28 protein-coding genes and 4 tRNA genes are annotated in these 23,768 nt (G+C 63.0%); 8 read left to right on the forward strand and 24 right to left on the reverse strand.

The genetic code is table 11. From position 1 onward, the window contains the following. Window positions 1-18 precede the first annotated feature (18 nt). From EO136_RS01780 to EO136_RS01825, 10 genes are all read right to left on the reverse strand, one after another. On the reverse strand, window positions 19-642 hold the full coding sequence (locus tag EO136_RS01780; RefSeq protein ID WP_127142753.1) for an ABC-type transport auxiliary lipoprotein family protein: 624 nt from the start codon (window positions 640-642) through the stop codon (window positions 19-21). Further along, a complete protein-coding gene (locus EO136_RS01785) occupies window positions 639-2,129 on the reverse strand; it encodes an MlaD family protein (protein ID WP_127142754.1) in 1,491 nt (496 codons plus the stop codon). The genes EO136_RS01780 and EO136_RS01785 overlap by 4 nt, the downstream gene beginning before the upstream one ends. Continuing rightward, complete coding sequence (locus EO136_RS01790; RefSeq protein ID WP_127142755.1) at window positions 2,119-2,895, reverse strand: ABC transporter ATP-binding protein; 777 nt, start codon at window positions 2,893-2,895, stop codon at window positions 2,119-2,121. Before EO136_RS01790 ends, EO136_RS01785 begins: the two co-directional genes overlap by 11 nt. A gap of 2 nt (window positions 2,896-2,897) precedes the next feature. Next, window positions 2,898-4,010 (reverse strand): MlaE family ABC transporter permease, encoded by a 1,113-nt coding sequence (locus tag EO136_RS01795; protein WP_164730394.1) that lies wholly within the window; start codon window positions 4,008-4,010, stop codon window positions 2,898-2,900. Between the two features lie 205 nt (window positions 4,011-4,215). Further along, window positions 4,216-4,698, reverse strand: a complete 483-nt coding sequence (locus EO136_RS01800) for a DUF421 domain-containing protein (protein WP_127142757.1) — start codon at window positions 4,696-4,698, stop codon at window positions 4,216-4,218. A gap of 84 nt (window positions 4,699-4,782) precedes the next feature. Then, window positions 4,783-5,214, reverse strand: a complete 432-nt coding sequence (gene arfB / locus EO136_RS01805; protein WP_127142758.1) for an alternative ribosome rescue aminoacyl-tRNA hydrolase ArfB — start codon at window positions 5,212-5,214, stop codon at window positions 4,783-4,785. A gap of 53 nt (window positions 5,215-5,267) precedes the next feature. Continuing rightward, window positions 5,268-5,342 (reverse strand) — tRNA-Glu (locus tag EO136_RS01810). Window positions 5,343-5,425: 83 nt separating this feature from the next. Then, a tRNA-Glu gene (locus EO136_RS01815) sits at window positions 5,426-5,501 on the reverse strand. Between the two features lie 90 nt (window positions 5,502-5,591). After that, window positions 5,592-6,050: a YcbK family protein gene (locus EO136_RS01820; RefSeq protein WP_127142759.1), complete on the reverse strand. Its 459-nt coding sequence runs from the start codon at window positions 6,048-6,050 to the stop codon at window positions 5,592-5,594. A 121-nt stretch (window positions 6,051-6,171) separates the two neighbouring features. After that, window positions 6,172-6,591, reverse strand: coding sequence for a VOC family protein (locus tag EO136_RS01825; protein WP_127142760.1), 420 nt, complete (start codon window positions 6,589-6,591; stop codon window positions 6,172-6,174). 334 nt (window positions 6,592-6,925) lie between these two features. Here EO136_RS01825 and EO136_RS01830 point away from each other — a divergent pair, with 334 nt between their 5' ends. Continuing rightward, complete coding sequence (locus EO136_RS01830) at window positions 6,926-7,522, forward strand: cold shock domain-containing protein (RefSeq protein ID WP_127142761.1); 597 nt, start codon at window positions 6,926-6,928, stop codon at window positions 7,520-7,522. Between the two features lie 218 nt (window positions 7,523-7,740). Beyond that, the gene (locus tag EO136_RS01835) at window positions 7,741-8,238 is read left to right on the forward strand and encodes a DUF192 domain-containing protein (protein ID WP_127142762.1); all 498 of its coding nucleotides are present in this window, start codon (window positions 7,741-7,743) and stop codon (window positions 8,236-8,238) included. 40 nt (window positions 8,239-8,278) lie between these two features. On the opposite strand, the gene EO136_RS01840 is transcribed toward EO136_RS01835, so the two are convergent. After that, window positions 8,279-8,713 carry a universal stress protein gene (locus tag EO136_RS01840; RefSeq protein ID WP_127142763.1) on the reverse strand — a complete coding sequence of 145 codons (435 nt, stop codon included), beginning with the start codon at window positions 8,711-8,713 and terminating at the stop codon, window positions 8,279-8,281. Between the two features lie 263 nt (window positions 8,714-8,976). Here EO136_RS01840 and EO136_RS01845 point away from each other — a divergent pair, with 263 nt between their 5' ends. Together EO136_RS01845 and EO136_RS01850 are read left to right on the forward strand one after the other, a co-directional pair. Continuing rightward, the gene (locus tag EO136_RS01845; RefSeq protein WP_127142764.1) at window positions 8,977-9,804 is read left to right on the forward strand and encodes a glycosyltransferase family A protein; all 828 of its coding nucleotides are present in this window, start codon (window positions 8,977-8,979) and stop codon (window positions 9,802-9,804) included. Between the two features lie 104 nt (window positions 9,805-9,908). Further along, window positions 9,909-10,442 carry a hypothetical protein gene (locus EO136_RS01850; RefSeq protein ID WP_127142765.1) on the forward strand — a complete coding sequence of 178 codons (534 nt, stop codon included), beginning with the start codon at window positions 9,909-9,911 and terminating at the stop codon, window positions 10,440-10,442. Between the two features lie 326 nt (window positions 10,443-10,768). Here the strand turns inward: EO136_RS01850 and EO136_RS01855 are convergent, their stop codons facing one another. The 5 genes from EO136_RS01855 to EO136_RS01875 form a co-directional block, all read right to left on the reverse strand. Beyond that, window positions 10,769-11,002 carry a hypothetical protein gene (locus tag EO136_RS01855; protein ID WP_127142766.1) on the reverse strand — a complete coding sequence of 78 codons (234 nt, stop codon included), beginning with the start codon at window positions 11,000-11,002 and terminating at the stop codon, window positions 10,769-10,771. Between the two features lie 181 nt (window positions 11,003-11,183). After that, window positions 11,184-11,258 (reverse strand) — tRNA-Asn (locus EO136_RS01860). A 123-nt stretch (window positions 11,259-11,381) separates the two neighbouring features. Further along, window positions 11,382-11,996 carry a molybdenum cofactor guanylyltransferase gene (gene mobA / locus EO136_RS01865; protein ID WP_127142767.1) on the reverse strand — a complete coding sequence of 205 codons (615 nt, stop codon included), beginning with the start codon at window positions 11,994-11,996 and terminating at the stop codon, window positions 11,382-11,384. Window positions 11,997-12,327: 331 nt separating this feature from the next. Continuing rightward, the gene (locus tag EO136_RS01870) at window positions 12,328-12,708 is read right to left on the reverse strand and encodes a DUF2147 domain-containing protein (protein ID WP_127142768.1); all 381 of its coding nucleotides are present in this window, start codon (window positions 12,706-12,708) and stop codon (window positions 12,328-12,330) included. Between the two features lie 255 nt (window positions 12,709-12,963). After that, entirely contained in the window at window positions 12,964-13,251 is a 288-nt protein-coding gene (locus tag EO136_RS01875) for a hypothetical protein (protein WP_127142769.1), read from the reverse strand. Between the two features lie 294 nt (window positions 13,252-13,545). Between EO136_RS01875 and EO136_RS01880 the strand changes: the two genes are divergently transcribed. Next, window positions 13,546-13,758 carry a hypothetical protein gene (locus tag EO136_RS01880; RefSeq protein WP_127142770.1) on the forward strand — a complete coding sequence of 71 codons (213 nt, stop codon included), beginning with the start codon at window positions 13,546-13,548 and terminating at the stop codon, window positions 13,756-13,758. Between the two features lie 282 nt (window positions 13,759-14,040). Here EO136_RS01880 and EO136_RS01885 read toward each other — a convergent pair whose 3' ends face one another. The 4 genes from EO136_RS01885 to EO136_RS01895 form a co-directional block, all read right to left on the reverse strand. After that, window positions 14,041-14,802 (reverse strand): outer membrane protein, encoded by a 762-nt coding sequence (locus EO136_RS01885; protein ID WP_127142771.1) that lies wholly within the window; start codon window positions 14,800-14,802, stop codon window positions 14,041-14,043. A 266-nt stretch (window positions 14,803-15,068) separates the two neighbouring features. Next, window positions 15,069-15,142: transfer RNA gene (locus EO136_RS01890), tRNA-Cys, on the reverse strand. Window positions 15,143-15,235: 93 nt separating this feature from the next. After that, a complete protein-coding gene (locus tag EO136_RS18505) occupies window positions 15,236-15,403 on the reverse strand; it encodes a hypothetical protein (protein ID WP_164730395.1) in 168 nt (55 codons plus the stop codon). A gap of 384 nt (window positions 15,404-15,787) precedes the next feature. Continuing rightward, on the reverse strand, window positions 15,788-16,732 hold the full coding sequence (locus EO136_RS01895) for a calcium/sodium antiporter (RefSeq protein WP_127142772.1): 945 nt from the start codon (window positions 16,730-16,732) through the stop codon (window positions 15,788-15,790). A gap of 231 nt (window positions 16,733-16,963) precedes the next feature. Between EO136_RS01895 and EO136_RS01900 the strand changes: the two genes are divergently transcribed. Next, on the forward strand, window positions 16,964-17,809 hold the full coding sequence (locus EO136_RS01900) for an HlyD family secretion protein (RefSeq protein ID WP_127142773.1): 846 nt from the start codon (window positions 16,964-16,966) through the stop codon (window positions 17,807-17,809). 2 nt (window positions 17,810-17,811) lie between these two features. Next, complete coding sequence (locus EO136_RS01905) at window positions 17,812-19,788, forward strand: glycosyltransferase family 2 protein (RefSeq protein WP_127142774.1); 1,977 nt, start codon at window positions 17,812-17,814, stop codon at window positions 19,786-19,788. 6 nt (window positions 19,789-19,794) lie between these two features. On the opposite strand, the gene EO136_RS01910 is transcribed toward EO136_RS01905, so the two are convergent. Together EO136_RS01910 and EO136_RS01915 are read right to left on the reverse strand one after the other, a co-directional pair. Next, window positions 19,795-20,874 carry a cache domain-containing protein gene (locus tag EO136_RS01910; RefSeq protein ID WP_127142775.1) on the reverse strand — a complete coding sequence of 360 codons (1,080 nt, stop codon included), beginning with the start codon at window positions 20,872-20,874 and terminating at the stop codon, window positions 19,795-19,797. 722 nt (window positions 20,875-21,596) lie between these two features. After that, window positions 21,597-21,830 (reverse strand): BrnA antitoxin family protein, encoded by a 234-nt coding sequence (locus EO136_RS01915; RefSeq protein ID WP_127142788.1) that lies wholly within the window; start codon window positions 21,828-21,830, stop codon window positions 21,597-21,599. A gap of 410 nt (window positions 21,831-22,240) precedes the next feature. Between EO136_RS01915 and EO136_RS01920 the strand changes: the two genes are divergently transcribed. Then, window positions 22,241-22,558: a hypothetical protein gene (locus tag EO136_RS01920; protein WP_127142776.1), complete on the forward strand. Its 318-nt coding sequence runs from the start codon at window positions 22,241-22,243 to the stop codon at window positions 22,556-22,558. A 30-nt stretch (window positions 22,559-22,588) separates the two neighbouring features. Here the strand turns inward: EO136_RS01920 and EO136_RS18510 are convergent, their stop codons facing one another. Next, the gene (locus EO136_RS18510) at window positions 22,589-22,732 is read right to left on the reverse strand and encodes a hypothetical protein (protein ID WP_164730396.1); all 144 of its coding nucleotides are present in this window, start codon (window positions 22,730-22,732) and stop codon (window positions 22,589-22,591) included. Window positions 22,733-22,877: 145 nt separating this feature from the next. Beyond that, complete coding sequence (locus tag EO136_RS01925; protein WP_127142346.1) at window positions 22,878-23,690, reverse strand: IS5 family transposase; 813 nt, start codon at window positions 23,688-23,690, stop codon at window positions 22,878-22,880. Window positions 23,691-23,768 lie beyond the last annotated feature (78 nt).

A 23,768-nucleotide genomic window follows, 5' to 3' on the forward strand; every position in this document is an offset into this window, starting at 1 on the left:
TCTCGGGACGAAAAGGGGTCAGGCGCGCCCGGCGGTCCAGCCGATGATGCCGTCCGTGACCTCTGCGAGTGCAGCATTGAGGGCGGGGATGGCAAGCGCCGGGGTGATCTCGGCAAGCGCGACATTGGCCGAGAAGGTCTCGGTGGCGAGCACGCGGCGGTTCCAGTCGTCCACCAGCCGCACGGTGATCGAGACCGCCGCCGTTGCCGGCGCCGTCGACGCGTCGATCTCGAAGGCGCGGATATCGGTGGTGAGCAGCAGATCGGGCTCGATGCGGTCCGAGACGCGGCCCACATTGGTGATGCCGCGATCCTGGAACGATTGCAGGAGCCTGGTCTGGACCAGCCGGGGCAGAACGTCGGACCACTGGGACTGGCCCAGATAGCTCAGAACCCCGCCGGGCTCGCGCACGACGATGCGCTGGGTGTCATAGGTCTGGATGGCCTCGGGCTCGGTGATGAGCACGGTGCGGCCCAGACGCCGCCCGGAACCGGACGTGGGGGTGGCGGCCAGATCATAGGTGACGGGCGTCATGCCCGGCAGGGCGCAGCCTGCGAGCAGTGCCACGCCAGAGCCGGCCGCGAGCGTGAGCAGGCGGCGGCGCGTCAGGGCTCCGGAGCGTGCAGGCGTCGTCTTGCTCATCGTCTCTGGAAGTCCCTTACTGAATCCCCGCCGAACAGCAGGACCTGGGGGTTGCGCTCGAAATTGGCCAGTATGCGATCGAGGCGCCGGAGCGTGCCCCGTGCCTCGTCCGCCAATGCAGTGTATCCGCCGAGCCCACGGCTCGTAAAGGCATTGATCCCCGTGGTGATTTCGGCGGACCGCTCGTCGAGTTGACCGGCGAGGTTGCGGATCGCCGTGGCGGCGAGGGCGAGTTCCCCGAAGAAGTCGGTTCCCTCATCGGACCCCATCATGGCGTCGAGCCTTGCGGTGATCGTGTCGATGCGATCGGCGGCCCCGAGGAGCGAACCGGTGAGGGTTTCGGTGTTGGTCAGGATGGCCTCGACCGCTGGTGCGTTTTCCCCGAGCGCAGTCGAGAACTGCTCCACATTGTCGAGCGCGCGGGCGATGATCTGGGGGTCGATGGCGTCGGTGGCCTCGTCGATAAGGCGCAGGGTCTGGTTCAGGCCATCGGAAATGTCAGCCAGATTGCTTGCGAGGGTGCGCGCGTCGAGGAACAGGCCTTCGATGTTGTCGGTGTTGTTGGCGAGGGTTTCGGCGAATGCGCCGACATTGTCAAAGGTCTCGCGCAATTGCCGGGGCGGTATGGCTTCCACCACCCGTCGGACGTCGACGGTGAGATTGCGCAATTCTCCGGCAAGCGGCTCGACCTGTTCGCTGACGGCGGACATGGAGGTGAGGAAGTCTTCCAGCCCGTCGGCATTGGACGCCAGCGCTCCGGTGAAGGCCTCGGTGTTGGAGATCGAGGCCGAAAGGCTGGTTTCGTTGGCGTCAAAGAAGGCGTCTATGCGCGAGAAGGTGGAATTGGCCGTCTCCATGGCGGTGCGCGCGTTCGAGACGATGGCCTGGAAATCCTCATCTCCCCCGGCAGTGTCGGCGAGCCGGACCAACGAGGAGGAGAGCGTTTCGAGATTGGCGAGGGTGGAGGCCACGCGATCCTCGTTGGCGCTGAGGAAAGTGTCAATGCGCCCGAAGGTGCTTTCGGCGGTCACTACGATATCGCGGGCGCCCTCGACGATGACCTGGAAGTCCGACGGCTCACCCATGAGAACCGGGACGTCCTCGTCCGCGCCAGTCACAATCCGTCCGGCCTCGAGCGTGCCGCCGAGGAGCTGGACGTTGGCCATGCCGGTGAGGCCCTGGATTTCGAGCAGGGCGCGTGTGTCGTTCATGACCGGCGCATCGTCGAGGACGGAAAGCCGGGCGATGACGCGGGCCGGGTTTTCCGGATCGACCCGCACCGCAGTCACATCACCGACGGGAATGCCGTTGAACAGCACCTGGGTGCCGCGGGAAAGCCCGGCGACCGAGCCGGTGAACATCACGTCGTACTGGGTTCGCGCACCGCCCGAATCCGCGGCGGAGAACCAGTAGATGAAGCCGACAAGGGCCGCGACGACCAGCGTGGCAAATGCCCCGACCACGGCATAGTTCGCTCTAGACTCCATGTTCGCTGCCTTTCAGATGACGTGCGCGCGGGCCGTGGAAATAGTCGATCAGCCAGGGATCGTCCGCGTCAAGCATTTCCCGGAGCGTTCCGGCCTTGAGCAGCCTTCCGCCCCCAAGGGCGGCAATGCGCGTGCACACGGTGGTGAGACTGTCGAGGTCGTGGGTGACCATATAGACGGTAAGCCCGAGCGAGTCCTTGAGGTTCAAGACCAATTGATCGAACCGGGCCGCCCCGATCGGGTCGAGCCCGGCCGTGGGCTCGTCGAGGAACAGGATCTCGGGGTCCAGTGCCAGCGCGCGGGCGAGAGCGGCGCGCTTGATCATGCCGCCGGACAATTCCGACGGGTAGAGACTGGCCGCGGACGCGGGCAGGCCGACCTGTTCGATCTTGATCCGCGCGATCTCCCGGCGCAGCTTGCGTGAAATCCCCAGATGCTCGCGCAGCGGGAACTCGATGTTCTCGGCGACCGTGAGCGAGGAGAAAAGGGCGCCCTGCTGGAACAGCACGCCCCATCGGCGCGACTGCGCAAGCCTCTCCTGACCGGACAGCGACGAGACGTCCCTTCCATTGAACTTCACCGTGCCGCTCTGGTGCGCAAGGAGCCCGATCAGCGCCCGCAGGGTGACCGACTTGCCCGAGCCGGACGGGCCGATGATGCCCATCACCTCGCCGCGGGCGACCTCCAGGTCGAGCCCGTCGATGACGCGCCTGGGCCCGAAGGCGACGACGAGATCGGAAATTTCGATGGCCGGGGTCTCGCTCATGATCAGAACCCGATCGCGGCAAAGAACATGGCAAACAGGCCATCGGCGACGATGACAAGGAAGATGGCGCGGACCACCGATGCCGTGGTGTGCCGGCCCAGCGATTCCGCGCTTCCTTGCACCTTGAAGCCCTCGTTGATCGCCACCAGACCGATGATGAGCGCCATCACGGGCGCCTTGACCAGCCCCACCAGCAGAGTGCGCATGTTGAGCGTGGATTGCAGGCGCTCGAGGAAAATGTCGAACGGGATGTCGCCGTAGACCTGCGCCACGATCGCCGTGCCGACCAGACCGGCCAGTGCCGCGATGAACGAAAGCAGCGGCAGACCGACGACCAGCGCCACCATGCGCGGCAGAACGAGCGCGCGATAGGGATCGACCCCCATCACCGAGAGCGCGTCGATCTCCTCGCGCATGCGCATCGAGCCAATCTCGGCGGTGATGGCCGAGCCCGAGCGGCCGGCGATCATGATCGCGGCAAGGAGCAGCCCGACCTCGCGCAGCATCAGGATGGCGCCCAGATCCACGACGTATATCGCGACGCCGAAATTGCGGAGCTGCAGGATCGACTGCTGGGTGATGATGGCGCCGACAACCAGCGCGATGAGCACCACGATGGGGACGGCGCGCAGGATGATGAGGTCGAACTGATTCACATAAGACGATGCGCGGGAAGGCCCGCGATGGAGCACGGCGGTGACCAGCGAGACGAGAATCTGGCCCAGCACCGCCATCAGGCGGACGATGTCCTCACCCGCGCCGACGATGAGCCGTCCGAGCGTATCGAACGGCCGGACGAACCAGGCCTGGTGCGTCGGCGCCGGCTGGACGGCGGCGGGGGGCTGGGACTTGATCCGCTCGATCAGGGCGAGGTGCCGGGGCTCGGCATTGACCAGTTCGGGACGCGCGGCCTGATCGTCCCGGCCACCAAGCCCGAGGACCAGCCAGGCTCCGATGGTGTCGAGCGCGAGCACGTCCCCCATGTCGATGCGGGAAACCGGGCTGCGGTCGGAGGACCGAGCCGCGTCGACCGCGCGCTCAAGCGTGCGGGCATGGGCCGAGGTCCACGCGCCGGAAAGCTTGTAGGCCGGTGCGCCGTCACTCTCTGCGCGCACAAGCTGCGGTTCCTGTCCGATCGATCGGGCGGTCATTGCGGTGTGTGTGATTCCCCGGCGTGAAAGCGGGCCGCGCTCCAGAAGGAGGCCAGCTCGCCTTTGTCGTTGAGCGTATTGTTCGCTTTGCCGGCCCGGAGTCAAACGGGTTTGCCCGCATCGCCTCCGATTTCGGGCCGGGTGGGGCGTTTTGGCCATAACGGATGGCTTACACGCGGAAGACGACGCTCATCGTGCCGTCGCTTTCAAGGACGAGGTTCTCGACACGCTCGAGATCGTCGCCCCCTTGAGCGCGGATCGCGCTCCAGGCCTCCTCGCGGGTGACGCGCTGGAGTCGCATGGCGTCGTCGCAAAAGGCGCCCTTGTGCACCAGAAGCGTCGGTTCGGAGCGGACCAACGCGGCGAACCCGCGCGAACGGACCGAAACATAAGTGACGAGGAACTGCGCGCAGATGAGCACCGCAAGCGCCGCTGCGCCTTCCGCCAGCGCCACCGATTCCTGAAGGATGATCGCCGAGAGCGTGGAGCCCAGCGCAACGGTGACCACGAGATCGAACGCGTTGAGTTTGGCGAGGGTGCGCTTGCCGGAAATCCTCAGGAAGATGACCAGCGTCCCATAGGCGAGCACGCCCACCAGAAGTGTTCGCACGATCCCTTCCCAGTCCTGGAAGAGCATTGCCGAGATATCCATGAGCCCGCCTGTTTCGCCTGTGTGCCGTGGCACGCGAACGGGTGCGCACGGTGTCGGTTCCGTAAGCGTATCTGGGGGTGGCGATCAGTCGGTGATCGAGGGCTTGCCCGAGCGGAGCTTCTTGATCTTGCCGGTGCGGGCCTTGGCTTCGATCCGGCGGCGCTTGGAGGCGAGGGTCGGGCGCGTGGCGATGCGGCGCTTGGGCGGGGTGGCCGCGCGCGAAAGGATGTCCACCAGCCGGTCCGTCGCGTCCTTGCGGTTCTGGGGCTGGCTGCGGAAGCTGTCCGCAAAGATCACCACGATTCCGTCCTTGGTCAGGCGGCTGCCCGCAATCCTCGCGGCGCGGCGCTTGACCGGCTCGGGCAGGGAGGGCGAGCCCATGAGGTCGAACCGGAGCTGGGCCGCGGTTGCCACCTTGTTGACGTTCTGCCCGCCGGCGCCCGAGGCGCGCACGAACGAGAAGTCGAGTTCCTCTTCATCGATGGACAGCGAATCGGTGACTGGAATGGGGCGCATGGACCAACCGCGTCAGCGTCGATCACCGCAGCGAACGATCTCTGTGGAGGAACTGGCGCGCCCTAGGGGAATCGAACCCCTGTTTCCGCCGTGAGAGGGCGGCGTCCTAACCGCTAGACGAAGGGCGCGGGATGGCTGAGCCATCGGTACTCCCAAAGCACCCGCCGCGCAACATCCAGAGGATGAACAAGCGAAAGCCAGAGAAGCAGGTTGGCGCGCCCTACGGGACTCGAACCCGTGTTTCCGCCGTGAAAGGGCGGCGTCCTAGACCACTAGACGAAGGGCGCTAACAACCGTGAGGCGGTGTATAGGGGGCCGGATTTGCGCTGGCAAGACCCAAATTCGGCTCCTGCCGGCTTTTTTGACGTTTGCGTGCGTCAGCAGCCGTTGAAGGTGATCGGTCCTCTGCGCGGCCGGTCGCGCACATCCACGTGGATGAAGCGCTGTCCGGGGTAGCACCCCAGCCCGCCCACATGAGAATTGCGGTAGGCGTAGGCAATCAGGCGCTGCTTGTCGACGCCGGGGATGTAGAGGTCCGCGGCCATACAACGCGTATGATAGGAAGCCGACGCTCCGCCCACCGACGCATTGTGCCAAGGCGTGCGATAGCCCGAACTCATCACGACCTTCTTGCCGAAATGGCCCTCGATGTCCCAGATCAGAAGCCGGAGCCTGGGGGTAAGGCAAAGTGCGTTGACCCGATCACTAGTGACCAGAGTCCCCCAGTCGGATTTGAGCCCGGAATAGCCCACCCCGCTGCTCGAGGCGAACATTGCCATGGGCGCGCAGGCGCCCAGAAGCAGGACCATTGTGATGACGACGGAAAGGATACGCATAAAACTACCCGGGGTTTCGAAACTGAAAATTTCCCAACCTCGGACATGAAAATACCGGCGGTTGGCTAACCGCCGGTCAATTGGAATGGTTAAAAATGTACTGATCCGCGCAGCGGGGCGGCTACCAGGTGCCGGTGTTTTCCATTGACGCCCAGGGCTCCTGCGGCGCCTTGCGCTCGCCCTTCTGGAGCAGCTCGATCGAGATGCCGTCCGGGGACTTCACGAAGGCCATCCAGCCATCGCGCGGGGGCCGGTGGATGGTGTGGCCCTGATCCTGGATGTGCTGGCAGGTGGCGTAGATGTCATCGACCTCATAGGCGAGGTGCCCGAAGTTCCGACCGCCCGAATACTCTTCGGGATCCCAGTTGTAGGTCAGCTCGACCTTGGCATCCTCATCGCCGGGGGCGTGCAGGAAGACCAGGGTAAACCGGCCCTTGTCGTTTTCCTTGCGGTGGGATTCGACCAGACCGAGCGCGTCGCGGTAAAAGCGAAGGCTCTCATCGATGTCCTTTACGCGGACCATTGTGTGCAAGTATTTCATGGGTTCACACTCTCCTGAAAACGTGCGCCCGAACAGGCGGGCGCGACTGGCAGACTGCCTAGAGCATTTGAGCTCCCGATGGAATCAGAACCTCGGCCCGAGGGTTTTGATCTCTCGCGCGTGCCGGCAGGATAATTGGTCGAGCTTGGGGCGAGGCGCGCCAGCAAAACCCGCACATGACCTGCAAGGTTGCACGGGCGTGGAGTTTACTGGCCGTATTGGGCCAACAAATTGTTTAATGGTCCTTAACTTTTGGAATTGAATCGGCCAAAGTGTGTCCATAACGGGTTTACCCGCGGTTGCGGGATTTCGAGTAGTTGAAGAGAGTGGTTTCATGGGGGCGAAAGACGACGGGAGCGCGCGGGGGGCCGGCGCCGGGCGGGACGAGCAGGCCATGACCGGTGCAACCGACATGGATGTGATCGAGATCGCCGGGGCCATCAAATGGTTCGACGCGGGCAAGGGATTCGGCTTCATCATTCCCGACGATGGCGGTCCGGACGTGCTGCTGCATGTCACCTGTCTTCGGCGGGATGGCTTCCAGACCGCCTATGAGGGCGCGCGGATCGTTGTCGAGGCGCTGAACCGCCCGGGTGGGCTGCAGGCCTTCCGGATCGTGTCCATGGACGAATCGACTGCCCTCCACCCCTCACAGATGCCGGCGCCGCGCACCCATGTGCAGGTGGAACCGACCTCGCCTCTCGAGCGGCTCGAGGTGAAGTGGTTCAATCGGGTGAAGGGATTCGGCTTTCTCTCGGCAGGCGAAGGGCATCCCGATATCTTCATCCACATGGAAACGCTGCGCCGCTTCGGGCTGACGGAGTTGCGCCCCGGGCAGTTCGTGCTCGCCCGCTATGGGGATGGCCCCAAGGGCCTTATGGTCGCCGAAATCCGGCCCGATGGCTGGGGCGAGGGACCGTCCTCGCACTGAAGCCCTCGCCCGGTCCAGACGTCTGCGCCTTGGCGCCGTTCCTCGGAAACGGGCTACGCGGTGACGGGCGGGCACGGGACTCACTGTCGACAATCCACCGCCGCGCGCAGTTTCGCGGACACGATCGGGTCAGGCGCTGGAAAATTGCGTCCGGGGGAGCCAGAGTGCATGGATCGGGTAACGCCGATCGTTTCGGACAAGGCAGGACCGGGAGCCAGATGAGCGAGCAAAAGAAATCAAGGATCGACCCGCGGGTGATGGTGGGCGGGGCTGTGGCGCTGGCGCTGCTGCTCGGGCTGGCGCTATGGCAGACCTTCGGAGCGAGTTCGGCCATTGCCAGCGAAGACCGGGTGCTGATTCATTCGGGCACCGGCACGCATTCCTTCGCGGTCGAGATTGCCGACACCAACGACACGCGTGCCCAGGGCCTGATGTATCGCGAGGAACTGGCGCCCGACGCCGGCATGCTGTTCGATTTCCAAGAGGAACGGCCGGTCTCGTTCTGGATGGAGAACACCTACATCCCGCTCGACATGCTGTTCATCCGTGCCAATGGCGAGATCGCGCGCATCCATGAAAATGCCCGCCCCCTGGACCGCACCGGCATCCCCTCGGGCGAACCGGTGCGATTCGTGCTCGAGATCCCCGGTGGGCGATCCTCGGAACTGGGCATTGCGGCCGGCGACCTCATGGAGCATCCCCGCGCCGAGCAGTAGCCGGTGCGGGCAGGGGCCTTGGGCCCCCGCCGGCCTCCTGTCAGCGCACGACGAGGACGGGAATGGTGCTGGCCGTCAGCACCTCGGTGGTCTGGCTGCCCAGCAGCATGCGGCGGAACCCGCGTCGGCCGTGCGAGGCCATGACGATCAGATCGCAGCCCTGGCTCTGGGCAGTCTCGACGATAGCATCGGCGGGATAGCGGTTGGGCAGGTGGCGCGTCTGATACTGGACCCCGGCAGCTTCGGCGAACCCGGCAGCTTGCTTGAGGATATCCGTTACGGCCGAGCGCAACGCAGTGTCATATTCGGCGATGGTGGCGGGGCCGGCCGTGGCGAGGGCTCCGGCGGACCAGACGTCGGTGACCGTCAGGATGTAGACCTTGGCACCGCAGGTCTTTGCCAGCTTGAGACCGTGATCGATCCCTTTGGTGCCCAGTTCAGATCCATCGGTGGCGATCAGGATGTGCTTGTACATTTGGGGCTCCCGCTCCTTGGTTGTGCATGACCTTAGCACGGTGCGGCATGCCAGCCTTGATCTGTGTCAAGCGGCGAGAGGCGGAACAATAAGCGGCAATTTTGTCGTCAATTGCGCGAAACACGAAATTGCTTGTGTGCAACTCTTCACATTTGGCGCCAGCAGGAGGGCGCGGCCGTGCAGGCTTCCGTCTGTGTGATATGCACCTTGAGTGAATCCCGTGCGCGGAGAGCGCATTTGCACCCAGAAAGGCCACCGGGCGCATGTCGGATACCCTGATCAGCCTGACCACCGTACCCAAGCGGTTCGAGACCACGCTTCCGCGCGTGCTCGATAACCTTGCGGAGCAGTCAGTGGTCGATAGGGTTCTGGTCAATATCCCGCACCATTACCGCAAATGGGGGGCCGCGCATGTGCCGCCCTGCCTCGAAAAGCACCCCAAGGCGCACTTGTTTCGCCCCTCGATCGACTACGGCCCGGCCACAAAGCTGCTGGGGGCGCTGGAATATGTGCGCGGCAAGGTGGGGATCGAATACATCGTGACCTGCGATGACGATGTGCTGTTCAAGAGCCCAAGGCACATAGAGCACCTGATTCGATGCGCGAGAATGCTGCCCGATTGCATTGTGACGATTGGGGGAATCCGGCTCGATCACCTACCGTTCAAGCGCAAGGACGGGCTGGAAAAGGGCGAGCGCTACACGCCCGTGCACGCTCCTCAGGGGTTCCGCGGCGTTGTGTATCCCGCCAAGGCGCTGATGGCCGACACCCGGTCCTTCTCGCTCATGCATGAGCTGCCGTCCGGAATCTTTCACGACGACGACGCCTATTTCGGCATCGTAGCGGGCGCCATGGGGATTCCGGTGATATCCGTGCCCGGGCTCAGCCCCGTGGTTGCCGGCGGTCACATCGGCAGCGCTGTGACGGAAGGGGTGGACGAGGATCGCATTACCAATGAGGCGAACCTCTATTCCGCCGGGGTGGAGCAGGGCTATCTGACCGTGCCGGCAAAGCCCTATCGGATCGGGACGCTCGCGCGGCTGCGCATGTGGCTCTCCTATCAGCAGACAAAGATCACGCGGCAGCGTTAGGGCCCTGACGGCCGCCAGGCTATGCAGTTTGGAGGTGGGGGCGAGAGATGGTACCATGCGGAAGGCGGTGATCATGCCGCCCACTCCCGATTGATCGGAATTTCATGAACATTCCTGTTTGGATTAAACCCGCCGCCTATGGCGCGGTGCTCGGCGGCGTAGCCGTGGCCATTGTCGGCTTTGCGTGGGGCGGCTGGGTGACCGGCGGCAGCGCCGAGGCCTCGGCGAAGGCGGCTGCAGACGCGAGCCGGACAGACCTCGCCGCTGCGATCTGTGTGCAGAATTTCATGGCGGACGACAACGCCCGCGAAAACCTGGCCGAGCTCAAGGAACTCTCCCGCGCCACGCTGCAACGCGACTACATCGACGAAGGCAATTGGGCCGCGATGCCCGACCGTGACGAAGCCGCGCGCTCCACGACCACGCTCTGCGCACGCATGCTCGCCGAGATCGAGCCCACCGAACTGCCCGTAGTCGAAGGCGGCGAAGTGGTTGAGGAGGGCGAAGTCATCGAGGCTGAAGCCATGGAAGCCGAGGAGCAGGCCCAGCCGGTCGAGGACGAAATTGCACCGGTCGAGCCTCCGGTAGAGGACCTCGAGACCCAGGAGCCAGAGGCCGAAGCGCCTGCGGCCCAGTAACGCCTCCATCCATTCCAGGATATGCAAAATTGAAAGGCGCCCCGCAGGGCGCCTTTTTCAACTGTGCGAGCGTCTAGAGCATATCCTGTTCTGATTGAATCAGAACAGGAGCTCCAAGTCCTTGATGTGTCGCGTTTCCAAACCGGAAAAGTGTTTCAACTTCTTCTGGAAACGCTCTAGCGGATAAATGGGCGCGGCGCCGCGACCGCGAGAGCTGCCGTTCCGATCCCACTCGCACTCAAGCGGCACGGGCAGAGGTCGCCATGGCCAGGACAGGTGCGGTGACCATCGCGAAACGCCGGCGGGGCCATGACCCCACGGCCGGCTCAGTCCATGAGTTCTTCGGGCAGCGTTCCGATTCTGAACAGAATCTGGGGCTCGTCATAGCAATCGGTTTCCACATCAACTTCCTGGGAGAAGGCGACGACCCCCGCCTTGGAAGGGGCGATCCGCTCGGCCGTTGCAATGGCGCTTTCTGCGGACTTCGCTCTCTGGAGCGGATCGGACACAAGCTTGCGTCCCCGCTGCTGGAACGACTGGATCAGGAACGTGGTGGTCATTGTGCCTCGCTGGTTGACGGGCATTGTAGCACCGGCGAGGCCCAAGCGGCGGGATTGATTTTTGGGCCGTGGCGTAGCGGGATGATGGGTTGGTGCTGCGCGGCGAGGGCCGTGCGAACCGCCCCCTTGGCCCTGCCTGGCGCCGCGCAGCGGCGCAACATTCATCAGTCCTGAAGATAGTTGGCTCCCCGGGCCGGATTCGAACCAGCGACCAACCGGTTAACAGCCGGTTGCTCTACCACTGAGCTACCGGGGAACAAGGCAGCGCTGCTTGGCAGGTGGCGATGATCTAACCAATTTGATCGGGCTTGCCAACCCCCATTTGGCACTTGTTTGCCGGTTCTGCGACGCGGGCAGGTCCGCGCGTGGCAGGGCGCTCTCATCGGCGGGCAATGCCGGAGGTGCGGCGCTGGAAGGCGAGCAGGTCCGGCAGGGTATTTACTCCGGCGAACGGGTCTGGCTTCGCAGGCGTTTCATAGTCCAGCTTAACGGCCCCCAGCGACGCTGCGATCGCATGGAGCGCAGGGCCACGGGCGAGACCGCGCCACGGCGCGAGCGCCGCAACGAGATCCAGGGCAGGCCAGAGGCCACAGGCAGGGTGCAGCCGGCCCGCGAAGGCGGCTGTGACGCAGGGGTTGGCCGCGGCAAGGCAGCGCTCAGCGAAATCGCCCGGCAGAAAGGGCGTATCCACGGGGGCCGAGAGCAGGCTGGCGGACGTGCCGTGCGTCCTGATGGCCCAGAGCGCTGCCGTCCACAGCCCCGCGGCAGGCCCCGACGGGCCATCGGGGAGATCGGGCAAGACGGCATCGAACGCCGCAGGCGGCGCGCAGCGATGCGCCGCGTTCTGCGAGAGGACGACACAATCGCATTGAGGGGCGAGGCGGGCGTGGACCAGCGCAAGGAGCGGCCGATTGGCGAGCCTGAGATCACCCTTTCTGACGCCCCCGAGCCTTAGGCCGCTGCCCCCGCCGAGAATCACGCCTACAATCGCCATGCTGCCCTCGATCGGCACCAGCCCGTGCCCGAATTGACCGCGTTGCCCCGCCTGCTGACCCGCCGGTCATCCGAGATGGCGCGCTGGGCAACAGGTAACGCAAAACCAAGGAGGCACCAAGAACGGTTGGATCCCCGAATGCTGCGGATATGGCGGGGTATGACGCAATCAGGCGCGCAACAGAGTTCCGGTTCTGATTGGATCAGAACCGGATTCCCAAGTCTTTGATGTGTCGCGTTTCCGAAGAGGAAAAGTGTTTCCACTTTTCCTGGAAACACTTCGGCCGCCCCACGTGTTCGGTGATATTGGGGCGGCCCGTCAGGGCTGAAAATCAGGACCGCTGATAATCGATGCTCGAACAGAGAATCGCGGCCTGGCAGCCGGTAATCGTGAGGGTGTCGGGCCCGGTCTGCTCGACCGTGGCTGTCGCGTTTGTGCCGTTGAGGCCAATGTTGCCCTCCCAGGTGTTGGGGGCGACAAGATCGCCCTGGACGACCTCCTGGCCAACGAGCTGGAGGTTCTCTTCTGTACGGGAATCGCCCTGGATGTCGTTGAGAACGCCGCACAATTGCGTGCCGTCGCCGCAGAGTTCGAACGTGAAGGTCGTCCCCCACTGGTCGACCCAGGTGCCGCTGGGATCCATGTCCTGGGCGAGGGCAGGTACGGAAAGAAGGGCAGCAATCGTGGCTGCTGCAGCGAAGGATTTCATCATCGTCATGCTCCATTGCGTCGTCGGACTTGCCGTTCGACGCGCTCCTGATGTCAGCCCCCGCCGATCACAAACGTATCGACGTGTCGAATGGTTGCCGCCGCAAATGGGGCAATGCGGGGGCAAGGGCAGACGTATGGAAAAAGCATGGCGCGGGGCAGGGTGGCCGGAGACGAGCGCCCCTGCCAACGGCAGGGAACGCGGCCGGAGGGCTGTCACATCGCCGGACCTGCAATCGAGGGCCCGGCGCGACTGTGATCAGTCCAATACGTCTCCATCCGAAACGCCATCCTGGTCGCTGTCCGGATCAAGCGGCTCGCCAAGCCTGCTTTCGATGAATTTCCGCGGGCTGGGCGCGGACGCGCATGAGATATAGGTGTTTCCACGGCGGTCCGTGAAGGTCGATGTCACCTTGCCCGGAACCGTGCACTCCATGGTCGCGGGATCCACGCCATTGGGATTGTAGCTCATCGGTGCGGTGAGCTCGACCGCTCCGGCTGATCCCGTAAGGCCAAGTGCGGCGAAAGCCGCGATAAGGTATTTCATCGGTCCCCTCCTGTTGGCGAAGGCGGTTCGCCACGCGGGCAACGCCGCCTGCTTTGCTCCCCGGACAGCGGACGGCGCTTTTGCCCCGGCCCGTTCTCCACTGAGAGCGGGCAGACTAGCGCACTGCTGTCTGGTGGGCAAATTTGAAGCCCGAGGTGGGACGGGCGGGGATAAGCCGGAGTGATCGCTGTCGGCCATGATCACAAGAAGCCCGGATATCCGTAGTGGCCCTAATCGCGTTGATCCTACGATCAACTATGGTCCGCCCGGTCGAACTTGGCGGGGAGACTACCCATGCGTATCGAACTCGCGGTCGCGGCCGCGCATCCGGAATTCAATCTCGTGACCTTGAGGGACGGCACCGTCCGCCCGATCAGGGAATATTATGACGAAGACGGCAGGATCACGCTCGGTCCGGTCAATGCGGTGATGTGCTCGGTCGATCTCGATGACGCCGCTTATGCGCTGGTCAATCTCGAGGACTTCGTCGTGGGCCTGCTTTGCTAGAGGGCGCACAAGGCGTTCGTCCCGGAGTGGCCGGGAGCCGATGATTGGCGCCGGGTCCGCCGCAGGAGGCCAAGCAAGCAGATGGAAAACAAGCCAATGGAGCGAGCCCCGGACCGCACGAAGACGGTCCGGGGCTCAAGTCAGGCCTGATCAGGGAGGCGGCGACTGGTCGACATCACTGGAGGGCGCCGACCGGCCGCGTTCGCTCTCGATCAAGTCATCAAGGAGCAGGAGGCCATAGACTCTGTCGTCCAGTGCGACAGAGCAGGAACCATCCCGGGTTTAGAAGCTGTAGTTCAAGCCGATCTTGGCGGTGTGCAAGTCGTCATCGAATGTGAACGGCGATTCGTCTGGCACTTCCCCATCGTAGGTGGCGGTGCCGAAGTTCATGTAAAGATATTCTGCCTTGAACGAAAGATTGGCATCCACCGCCATTTCGACACCGCCGCCCAGTGCCCAGCCAAACCGTGCGCTCTCGCCGTAACCTGCCTCTTCACCATCGAATCCCCACTGACCGCCTTCGTCTTCCGAGCCAACGCCATCGAACTCCCCGGCACCAGAACGGATGTGCGCGAGCACGCCGCCCGCCTTGCCGTAAAAGAGAACTCCGTCGCTCGCAAAGCCAGCTCTGCCGGCTGCAACCGCGTAGGGGCCATACTCAGTGAGCATCGCGGGCTGCTGGTTCTGTGTCTGATCGATGTCCTGCCACAAGTGCTGGTTGGAGAGGTAGCCCGCCTCGAGTTCAGGACCGAAAACCAAAGAACCGTGCTGGAAATTATAGCCGAGAGTCAGACCACCAAACCCTCCCAGGCCGTCGCGGGTATACGAATCCGAATCATCGAACTCGACGCCTTCAAGGTCTGTCGCCTCGGTCTGCGCGCGCGCGATGCCTGCGAAAACACCAACGTATCCGCCGGTCCAATCGAAGGCGACTGGCTGAGCAGCGTCAACCACGGGCGCTTCAATGATGGGATCGGCGCCGTATGCCGCCGTGCACAGAGCGGACGATGCGGCAGCGGCCAGCCATAGCGAAGAAAGTCTCATGAATCATGCCCTTATGTTCGATTTCAATTTCACAATCGCGAAATTTACCGAAGACGTCTGTAGCTTCCATGCAACACCACAATGGCCGCGACCCATACTGGCTGGCCATAGCGCGCGTTCTCATCGGGCAATCATGCGCCTATAGGAGACATCGACGGCGGGAATGAACGAGGTTCGGAATGTGGGACGCAATTCGAGCGTTCCGCATGCGTGCGTGTAACGCCTTCCCGAAAAAGCGCTGACTTTCCGTATCCGACCTGGAGGAATGGAGGCCTCGACCGGAATCGAACCGGTGTGGACGGATTTGCAATCCGCTGCGTCACCACTCCGCCACGAGGCCTCTGGCCCGGTTTTTCCAGCGTTTCCGGAACAGTGTCAAGGCAGCAATTGCACACAGTCCGTTGCGTGTGTGCAAAATCTGTTCTCGCAGCGTTCACGCCCCGCCCATGAGCCGGTGCACCCGGACGCTGGTTCGCCGCATTTTCGCGTCGCGTGCTCTCAGTCGCTGAACCCGACTTCGCGCAACTCGCTTGCGCAGCCCGTGCAAGGTCATATCTTTCGCATCGGGCAGCGCCTGGATGAAGGCATCGGACTGCATCATGTCGTGCCACACCTCCCTCAGTGCACTGTCTCCGGGACACGTCATCCCCAGGCTGTTACGGCAGAATGGCGTGGACGGCAGCGTTCCCTCGCTCATGGGCTCGAGGACCGCGCGCAGCTCGTCGCACACGCCGATCGCTATCTCCTCACCAGTTCCCCATTCTTTTCCGGGGTGAACACAAGCGATTTGCCCAGTACCCTATCGTCGCGGTAGCGGACCCATGTGATCGGGGCGATGTCCTGACAGCGCAGTCCCCGCTCGGGCGAAGCCGGAACATACCCTGCCGGACGACATACATGACCTCCGGCCTGCCGGTACCATCGGTACTGCCCATGACTCAGGCACGACTGCCAGTCCAAAGTGATCGCGAACCGATCCCGCCGATCAGAAGCCCGATGCGAGCCAAGCGACATAGGCACAGTAGGCGAGCAGGAATGCAGCGCCTTCCCAGCGCACCAGTCGTCGGCCTGAATACCCGAATGCCATAAGGAGCGCGGTTGCCGCGAGCATCACCCAGATGTCCAGGCGGGCGATCTCGGGAGGAACGGGAATGGGTCGCGCCAGGGCGGTCACGCCGAGAATGAAGAGCACGTTGAAGATGTTCGAGCCAATGATGTTGCCCAGTGCAAGATCGGTGTGACGGCGGATCGCGGCGATCACCGACGTGATCAGCTCGGGGAGCGAGGTGCCGACTGCCACCACGGTAAGCCCGATGATGGTTTCGGACACGCCGAAGGCGCTCGCGATTTCGATGGCGCTCGAGACGACGAGCCGCGCGCCCAGGATCGTCAGAGCGAGCCCTCCGATGATCAGGACGATGGACAGGGGCAAAGGCTGTCCTGCCGGACGGTTGCCTTCGACACCGTTCGATGAAGCAAGTGCGGCGGCGGGCCGGTCGGTTCTGTAGCAGTAGGCGACGTAAGCGAGCAGGGCGAGGATCAGAAGGATGCCCGAAAAGCGGCCCAGAGAACCCATGAGCACGATTGCCAGGCCGGCCAAGGCAGACATCACAAGCACCGTGCCGTCTCTCCGCAGCACCGAAGGGTCGACCACGACAGGGCAAATCAAAGCGGTCACCCCGAGGATGAGAAGGATATTGGCGATGTTCGAGCCGACGACATTGCCGACGGCAATGCCTGGGGCACCATCGAAAGCCGCCTGAACCGAGGTCACGAGTTCGGGGAGCGAGGTTCCGAAGCCCACCAGTGTGAGCCCGATCAGGAGCGGGGAAAGCCCCAGTCGCGTCGCTATGGCAACCGCGCCGCGGACAAAGCCCTCGCCACCGGCAACGAGAAGCATCAGGCCAAGCGCGAAAAGCAGGTAAGTCATGGTGAACTCTCCGGTGATGACAGTCGGCTGGGCATAATGCGCCTGACCGGTTCGCGATTCTAATGGGCGGCGGCAGCGACGTGAATATACAGATCGCCTTAACTGCTGCTTAACTCTTTCTGTTGGGAACAGGGTGACAAGGCGAGACCTTGTCTCCAGCAGCCTTCCTATCCTACCGTCAGCATCTACGATGAGTTGATTGCCGCAAACGCAGCAGGAGAGCAGCCGGCCATGAAGTATGTCGTTCGTATCGTCGCTCTGATCGCGGTTGCTTTCGCGCTCTACGTCATCGTTGGCGAACAACTCGTCGGCACCAGCGGCACGGCTTACGTCAATGCGGAACTGGCGGAATCGCGTGCTCCGCTGTCCGGGTACGTTGCGCTTGATGCCCTCCGGCCTGGAACCCGGGTCCAGTCAGGGGAAACGCTCGGCAACGTAACGGCGCGGGCAGCGACAGTGGCACGGGTCGACAGTCTCAATGAGGCGCTCGCGCTTGCGCGCGCCGATCGAGACGCGCTTGCAGAGCGGGCGGAGGGAGGATCGGAGGAGACCGAGATAGACCTGACCCTGGAAACCCTGCGGGCTGAGGCGCGACTTGCGGCGCTTGAGTCCTTGAGCGAGCAGGCGAGCGTGGAGCAGTCGCGGCGCCTGTCCGGCGCTCTGCAATCGCCGGCCTCGGGCATCGTTTGGTCAACCCCGGTGAACGATGGCGAGTTCGTGGTCGAGGGCAACACCGTCAGCATCATCGCTGACTGCGCGACGGCCTTCGTCCATGCCGGCGTCGACGAACGCCTCTACAACAGGCTGTCGATCGGGGACGTCGCCCAATTCCGGTTCCATGATGGGCCGGTGATCGAGGCGACCGTGTCTCTGCTCGGTGGCACCGGTCCGCGCCAGCTTTACGACACGTTGGCGATCGCGCCGCCGCAAAGCCTTACCGATGGGTATCTTGTGCTGCTTTCAGCTCCCGCACTGGCAGGCCCGGACTCCTGCCAACTCGGACGAAGCGGGCGGGTGGTGTTCACCGAAGGTCCGCTGTCCTTCCTGACCGGGCTATGGGATCGCGCAGGGTCCTGACCATGTACATCTTTCCGCAGGAGGTCATTGTCTGGGCGCCGGCCCTGCTGGTCGTGGGGATCGCCTACGGCATCGTGCCTGAGCTGGAGCGAGAGAACGCCCTGCACCGCAGTCTCCTGGCGCTCGCGGCAGGTCTGCTCAGCCTGCGTTACTTGTTCTGGCGCTTGACCGACACGCTGGCGCCACCCGGCATGAACTGGGATGCACTCGCAAGCTGGAGCTTCTTTGCCTTCGAGGCGGTGGCAATGGTGTCGAGCCTTTCCGCATTCGCCTTGCTGTCGCGTCATCGCTCGCGGTCCCAGGACGCCGATCTCCGCCATGGCTGGTGGGGGCAGACTCAACCCCGCGTGGCAATCCTCATCGCGACCTACAACGAGGAGTGGCCGGTCCTAGAGCGCACGATTGCCGGGGCGCTGGCCCTGCGCTGGCAGAACAAGCGCATATACGTGCTGGATGACGGCCGCCGCAGCTGGCTCGCCGATGCCTGCAGGCGCATGGGCGTGACCCATCTGACGCGACCGGACAATGCCCATGGCAAGGCGGGCAACATCAACCATGCGCTGGCCGAACTGCGCGCCGGCGCCGAGGTTCCGGACTTCGTAGCGGTGCTCGACGCCGATTTCGTGCCACACCTGGGATTCATTTCGCGCTCCTTGAGCCTTTTTGAGGATCCCGCGATCGGTCTGGTCCAGACGCCACAGCATTTTTTCAATCCCGACCCGATCCAGCACAATCTCGGCATCTCACGTTCTTATCCCGACGAGCAGCGCTTCTTTTTTGATCACCTTCAGCCGGCGCGCGACGCCTGGGGCATTGCAGTGTGCTGCGGCACCTCGTCGATTGTGCGCTGGCAGGCGCTGGAACAGCTTGGCGGCTTTCCGACCGATAGCGTGACCGAGGACTATTTGCTGAGCGTGCGGCTGCAGGAAAAGGGGTTCGCGACGGCCTATCTCAACGAGGCGCTGAGCGAGGGACTCGCACCCGAGGGGCTGAAGGAATATATCACCCAGCGCGCCCGCTGGGGCATGGGATTGATGCAGATCGTTCGCAGCGTCAGTGGCCCACTGAGGGATAACAGCCTGCGGCTCGTTGATAGGTGGAGCCTGCTCGACTCGTTCTTTTATTGGGCCTCCATTTTTCCCTTCAAGCTGGCCTGCATCATCTATCCGCTGCTTTTCTGGTACTTCGGCGTGATCGTGGTGGACGCTCAGCTTGATGAAATCATCTCGCACTTCGCGCCGTACTACCTCATGACGATGGTGTTCATGAACTTCGTCTCGCGCGGCCTGTTTGTGCCTGTGGTCCATGATGTCGGCCAGCTCGTCGGCTCGGTCGAGATCACACGCGGGGTCTATACCGGTCTGTTGCGTCCACACGGTCAGAAGTTCAAGGTTACCATGAAGGGCGGGGACCGAACCCGGGTGATCGTGCAATGGCCAATCCTGCGGCGCTTTGCTGTCCTTTTTCTGCTGACGTTTGGCGGTCTCCTGATCGGCCTTCTGTCCGACTATACGTTCAACGGGCAGGCCGGTGACGGCAAGGTCATCATCCTGTTCTGGAGCATCTACAATCTCGCGGTGCTGCTGCTGGTGATGCTGGTCTGCGTCGAGCAGCCGCGCACCGCTTCGGTGCTGCGCAGGGTGCCCGAACGGGTCCGGCTGGAGATCGGCGATGCCATGCGCGAAGTCTGGCTGGCGGATATAAACGAAGAAGCGATGCGCTTAAGGGGCATCGAGTTGCCTGCCGGCAGCATTGTGCGCGCGCATATCGACCAAGTGGGAGAGGTGGAGGGCCAAGTATTGCGGAGTATTGGCGGATCGACAGAGGTCGCGATCACGCTCAACGAAACTCAGAGACAGGACTTGCTGGAAAAGATCCACACCCGTGAAGGTGAGCCGGGCACTGGTCTCGTCGCAACGGCAGCATTGTTGGCCGGTATCGCCCGGCGTGTGGTTTCGGGAGGAGTGCGCAACGCGTGAGGTGCATCAGGGCTGCTTGGGTCCAGATTGCAGGCGTGCAATAGCATTCGAGAGCTGCGCTGCCTCGCGGTAGGGGCGCTGTTCATCAACATACCCTACATCCTCTCCCTTAGAGAACCGGCTCACTGCGTCGACCAGCCGAGCCAACGGCCTGAACAGAAGCGAACTCAGCAGGGTTAGCGCCAGCAAAGCCCCAATCAGCGCAAGCCCGCCTCCGATCAACATCGTGCGCTGGAACTCGTTTTGAGCATCGACGATAAAGCTGGAATCGAGCCGCGCGACAATCGCCCAGCCGAAACGCGGGAGATCGTCGAAGGTGACCTCTGGAATGACGAAACTGAAGTACTCCTGACCGCCCGGCCATGGGCCGACAAACGTTCCCGACCTGCCGAGCGCAGCTGAGCGGACGGCCGGCACGTCTGCCAGATCGACTACCTCCGCGCCCTCAAGCGTACTCAGAAGAATCTCACTTTGGGTGTTGGTCAGAACGGTTTCAAGGCCGAGCGTTTCGGATCCTGTGGTCAAGACCTGTTGCACCCAGTTCCAGTCGATATGAACGCCGAAGACACCGGCAACGCTTCCATCCGCACGCCGGATGGGGGCCGAAAAATCGATGAAGCGCAAAGTGTCTCCGCCACCAGGCTGGAGAAGGTCGGCCAGCAGCACAGCTTCGTGGACGTCTCCTGCAAATGGGCCTTCGAGCCCGCGCTGGAACCATGGGCGCTGCGAAACATTGGCGTCCACGAGCAAGGCATCGGTCGCAGCGATCACCGCGCCGTCTGCACCCACCAGGCCCGCCCACGACAGATGTCCGCCGGTCCGGCCGAATCCATCGACTGCTGCCTGCAACACTTCGGGGTCCTGTTCGAGATCGACGGCCTCGGCGAATTCCTGAACGCGCTGCCACTCGGAGTGCAAGGTCCCGGCGAAGTACTGCGCCACGGCTTGTCCACGCGCTTCGACAGCGCGGACCGATGTCGACTGGGTATATTGCGAGATGCCCTGCAGGAAGTAGGCGCCGACGCCGGCGAAGGCAATAAGCAGGATGAGGGTGGTCAGCGACAGGACTAAGGCGCGCAGTGACATTGTCGGCACTCGATACGTCATTCCGAACGATCGTGAGTGTACCGCAGTACTCAGCAGGATCAACCGTTGGCTAAGGCGGCACTGCTCGTCATCGCTGAAGTGGGTATGAATGTCGCCTCGGGCTCACGCAAGATGCACACAGCCGGCCTGAACGGATCGGCGCGACGTATTCGGACAGCAGAGACGGGCGGGGCGGCTGGGATACCGGAAGGCAGAATCCTTTTACACAGCCTGCCGGAGCGCATCGGATTTTCTGGGTTCGTCAGATACGAGAATGTAAACCGGGAAGGCTGAGACGCCAGCGAGTCCGGGTCGCACCGGGATCGACCATCAGCCTCTTGATCAGCGGATCCAAGGTTCAAATCCTTGCACGCCACCGTTCTCCCCCACGTTTAGCAGCTTTGCAGAATATGCGTACGTCGTCGGTCGTGATCGACGCGCCACGCTTTCTCCTGCTGCAGCGCGCCGCCGACCCGGAAAAGTGTTTCCACATGTCCTGGAAACGCTCTAACTGCATCGATTTCGAGGGGAGCTTGGCATGGGGTATGCGGGATAAAGCAACATAATCAAGGGCGTGGCCACGAGGCCTCTGGGGCGGTTCTTGTTGGGTTTCGGAGCCCCGGTGAAGCTGACATTGCTCCGGAGGACGCTCCGGGGCACCGAAAACGGGTTCGGCTATTCGCCGTCACAGCGGCTGATGCGGTGTCGCTGCACGCGCCAGATCAGTCCAGCCCGGCCGCCTCGCGAAGTGCTGCGTTGATCCGCTCCTGCCAACCGGGGCCATCATCCTGAAAATGGGCCAGAACGTCGCGGTCGATCCGGAGCGAGACAAGCTCCTTGCCGGTAGGGATGGTGGTGGTCCGGGGCAGAGGTTCGGCCGGCCTGGTGGTCGCGGACTTGAAGGCGGCTTCTGCCTTGTCCCGTGCGCTGGTCGGTCTGTGGGGCGGACGGGCCATGGTCTCTCGCGCCTCGTGGAGAAACAAAATGACCCGACCAGGGGTGGAAACTCCGGTCGGGCCACACCCATGGTCGGCGAAGACCAGAGGCTTGTCTGTTCGATAGACCAGTACGGTGGCGCGGGCAAGCATTTTCGGCGAAGTGCTGAGCCGGGCGGGTTCGCCACAAGGGACGAGAAATCGGTGCACGACAACTTGAGGCGATCCAAGTCGGAAAGCTCCCGATGGGAAGCACTGTTGCTGATCGAGGCATTTTTCTCTGGCGTCACAGAACAACGTGCATTAATAGTTCGTTAATAATTGAAGCTCGCAGATTGTTGCGAGGAACAGCGTGACGGTCAGCGTGCGGGGGGGCGGTATGGATCTGCGCCTCGAACACGGGCTATCACGCCCCGTTCTGGAGGAACACAATGAAATATGTGGTTGCAGCGCTGGCCGCGCTGGGCTTGGGGACATCCGCATTCGCGGTCGAGATCACCGTGCCCATGGGCTACAATCCTATCGGCATCGATCCCGTGACGATGGAATGCACGGTGCCTGGCAAGGTGACGAGCGTTTTCACCGATCGCAACGGCAACAGCTACGTCTCGTGCACGTCGCAGGGCGAGCCGCGCCAGTTCATCGACAGCAAGCTGGACCGGAATTATCCGGAGTTTGAGGACAAGGTAATTTGCCTCTTTGGCAGCAACGGCTGCGATGACATTATTGTTGATAATAGTCAGAGTTGACGTTGATTTCTGTGTCCTGACCGTTATCGACTAGATCGTCCGGCACAAGAACGAGTTCGGCGCGGCTTCGATCACCGTGCCGAACTGCATTTTTGCCATCAGCACCGATCCGGTAACAATCGAGTGCACCGTCCCCGGCAAGGTGAAGAGCACGTTCACCGACCGAACTGGCAACACTATGCGTCATGCAGTTCGCCCGGGGAGCCGCGCAAGTTCATGACAGCAAGCTGGGGAGGGGAAGCGACGACGAACCCTGCCAACCCCAGACGCAATGTTCATCATTCGCTGTTCTGAGGTGCCTAAGAGTCGGTTTCGAAACTCATGACTGGCGGGCCAGTCGCCTCACGAGGAGCATGACCGAGGCGGCGTAAAGGAAGGTGGCTGCTGAATTGATGGTGGCCTCGAAGTCCTTTGCCAGGCGCCGGTTGCGGCAGATCCACGCAAAGAAGCGCTCGACCACCCATCTGCGTGGCAAGACGGCAAAGCCGACCTGATCCGGGGGCTTCTTGACGATTTCGACGATGATGTTGGTGGCGGTGGTCACGCGCTCATGATTGTAGCCGCCATCGGCCCATACATGTTTGATGAAGGGGAGCAGAGGGCGCGAGATCTGTAGCAGTGGTCCGCCGCTGTCTCTGTCCTGGATGTCGGCCGGATGCGGCTCGACCAGTAGCGGCCGCCCATCGGTATCGACCAGTGCATGGCGCTTGCGCCCTTTGATCTTCTTTCCTGCATCGTAGCCACGCGGGCCGCCGGCTTCGGTGGTTTTGACGGATTGGCTGTCGATTATGGCTGCGGACGGACTGGCCTCGCGGCCGGCGCGCTCACGGTCCATCATGACCAGGGCATGGTTGATCTTCTCAAAGACCGAGCCGTCGCGCAATGCGGCGAACCACCGATAGACGGTCGGCCAAGGCGGAAAGTCCGAGGGTAGGAGACGCCAAGTGATGCCGCCGCGCAGGACGTAGAAAATTGCGTTGATGATCTCGCGCATCGGCCAGGCCCGGGGCCGCCCCGTTCTACAGGCCGCAGGCAGGTGCGGCTGGATCAGGCGCCACTCCACGTCCGTCAGATCGGTCTGGTATCGCGTGGCACGACGGTTATGCTGTTCACGGGTGGTCGGGGTCCACATGACATTCTCCATGCAGGTCAGCAAACCGCTTGGAATCATGCCAACCTCGACCGCTCAACCCCTTTCGAAACGGCCTCT

It is taken from the genome of Pelagibacterium montanilacus (assembly GCF_003992665.1).
GTDB classification, from domain to species: Bacteria; Pseudomonadota; Alphaproteobacteria; order Rhizobiales; family Devosiaceae; genus Pelagibacterium; species Pelagibacterium montanilacus.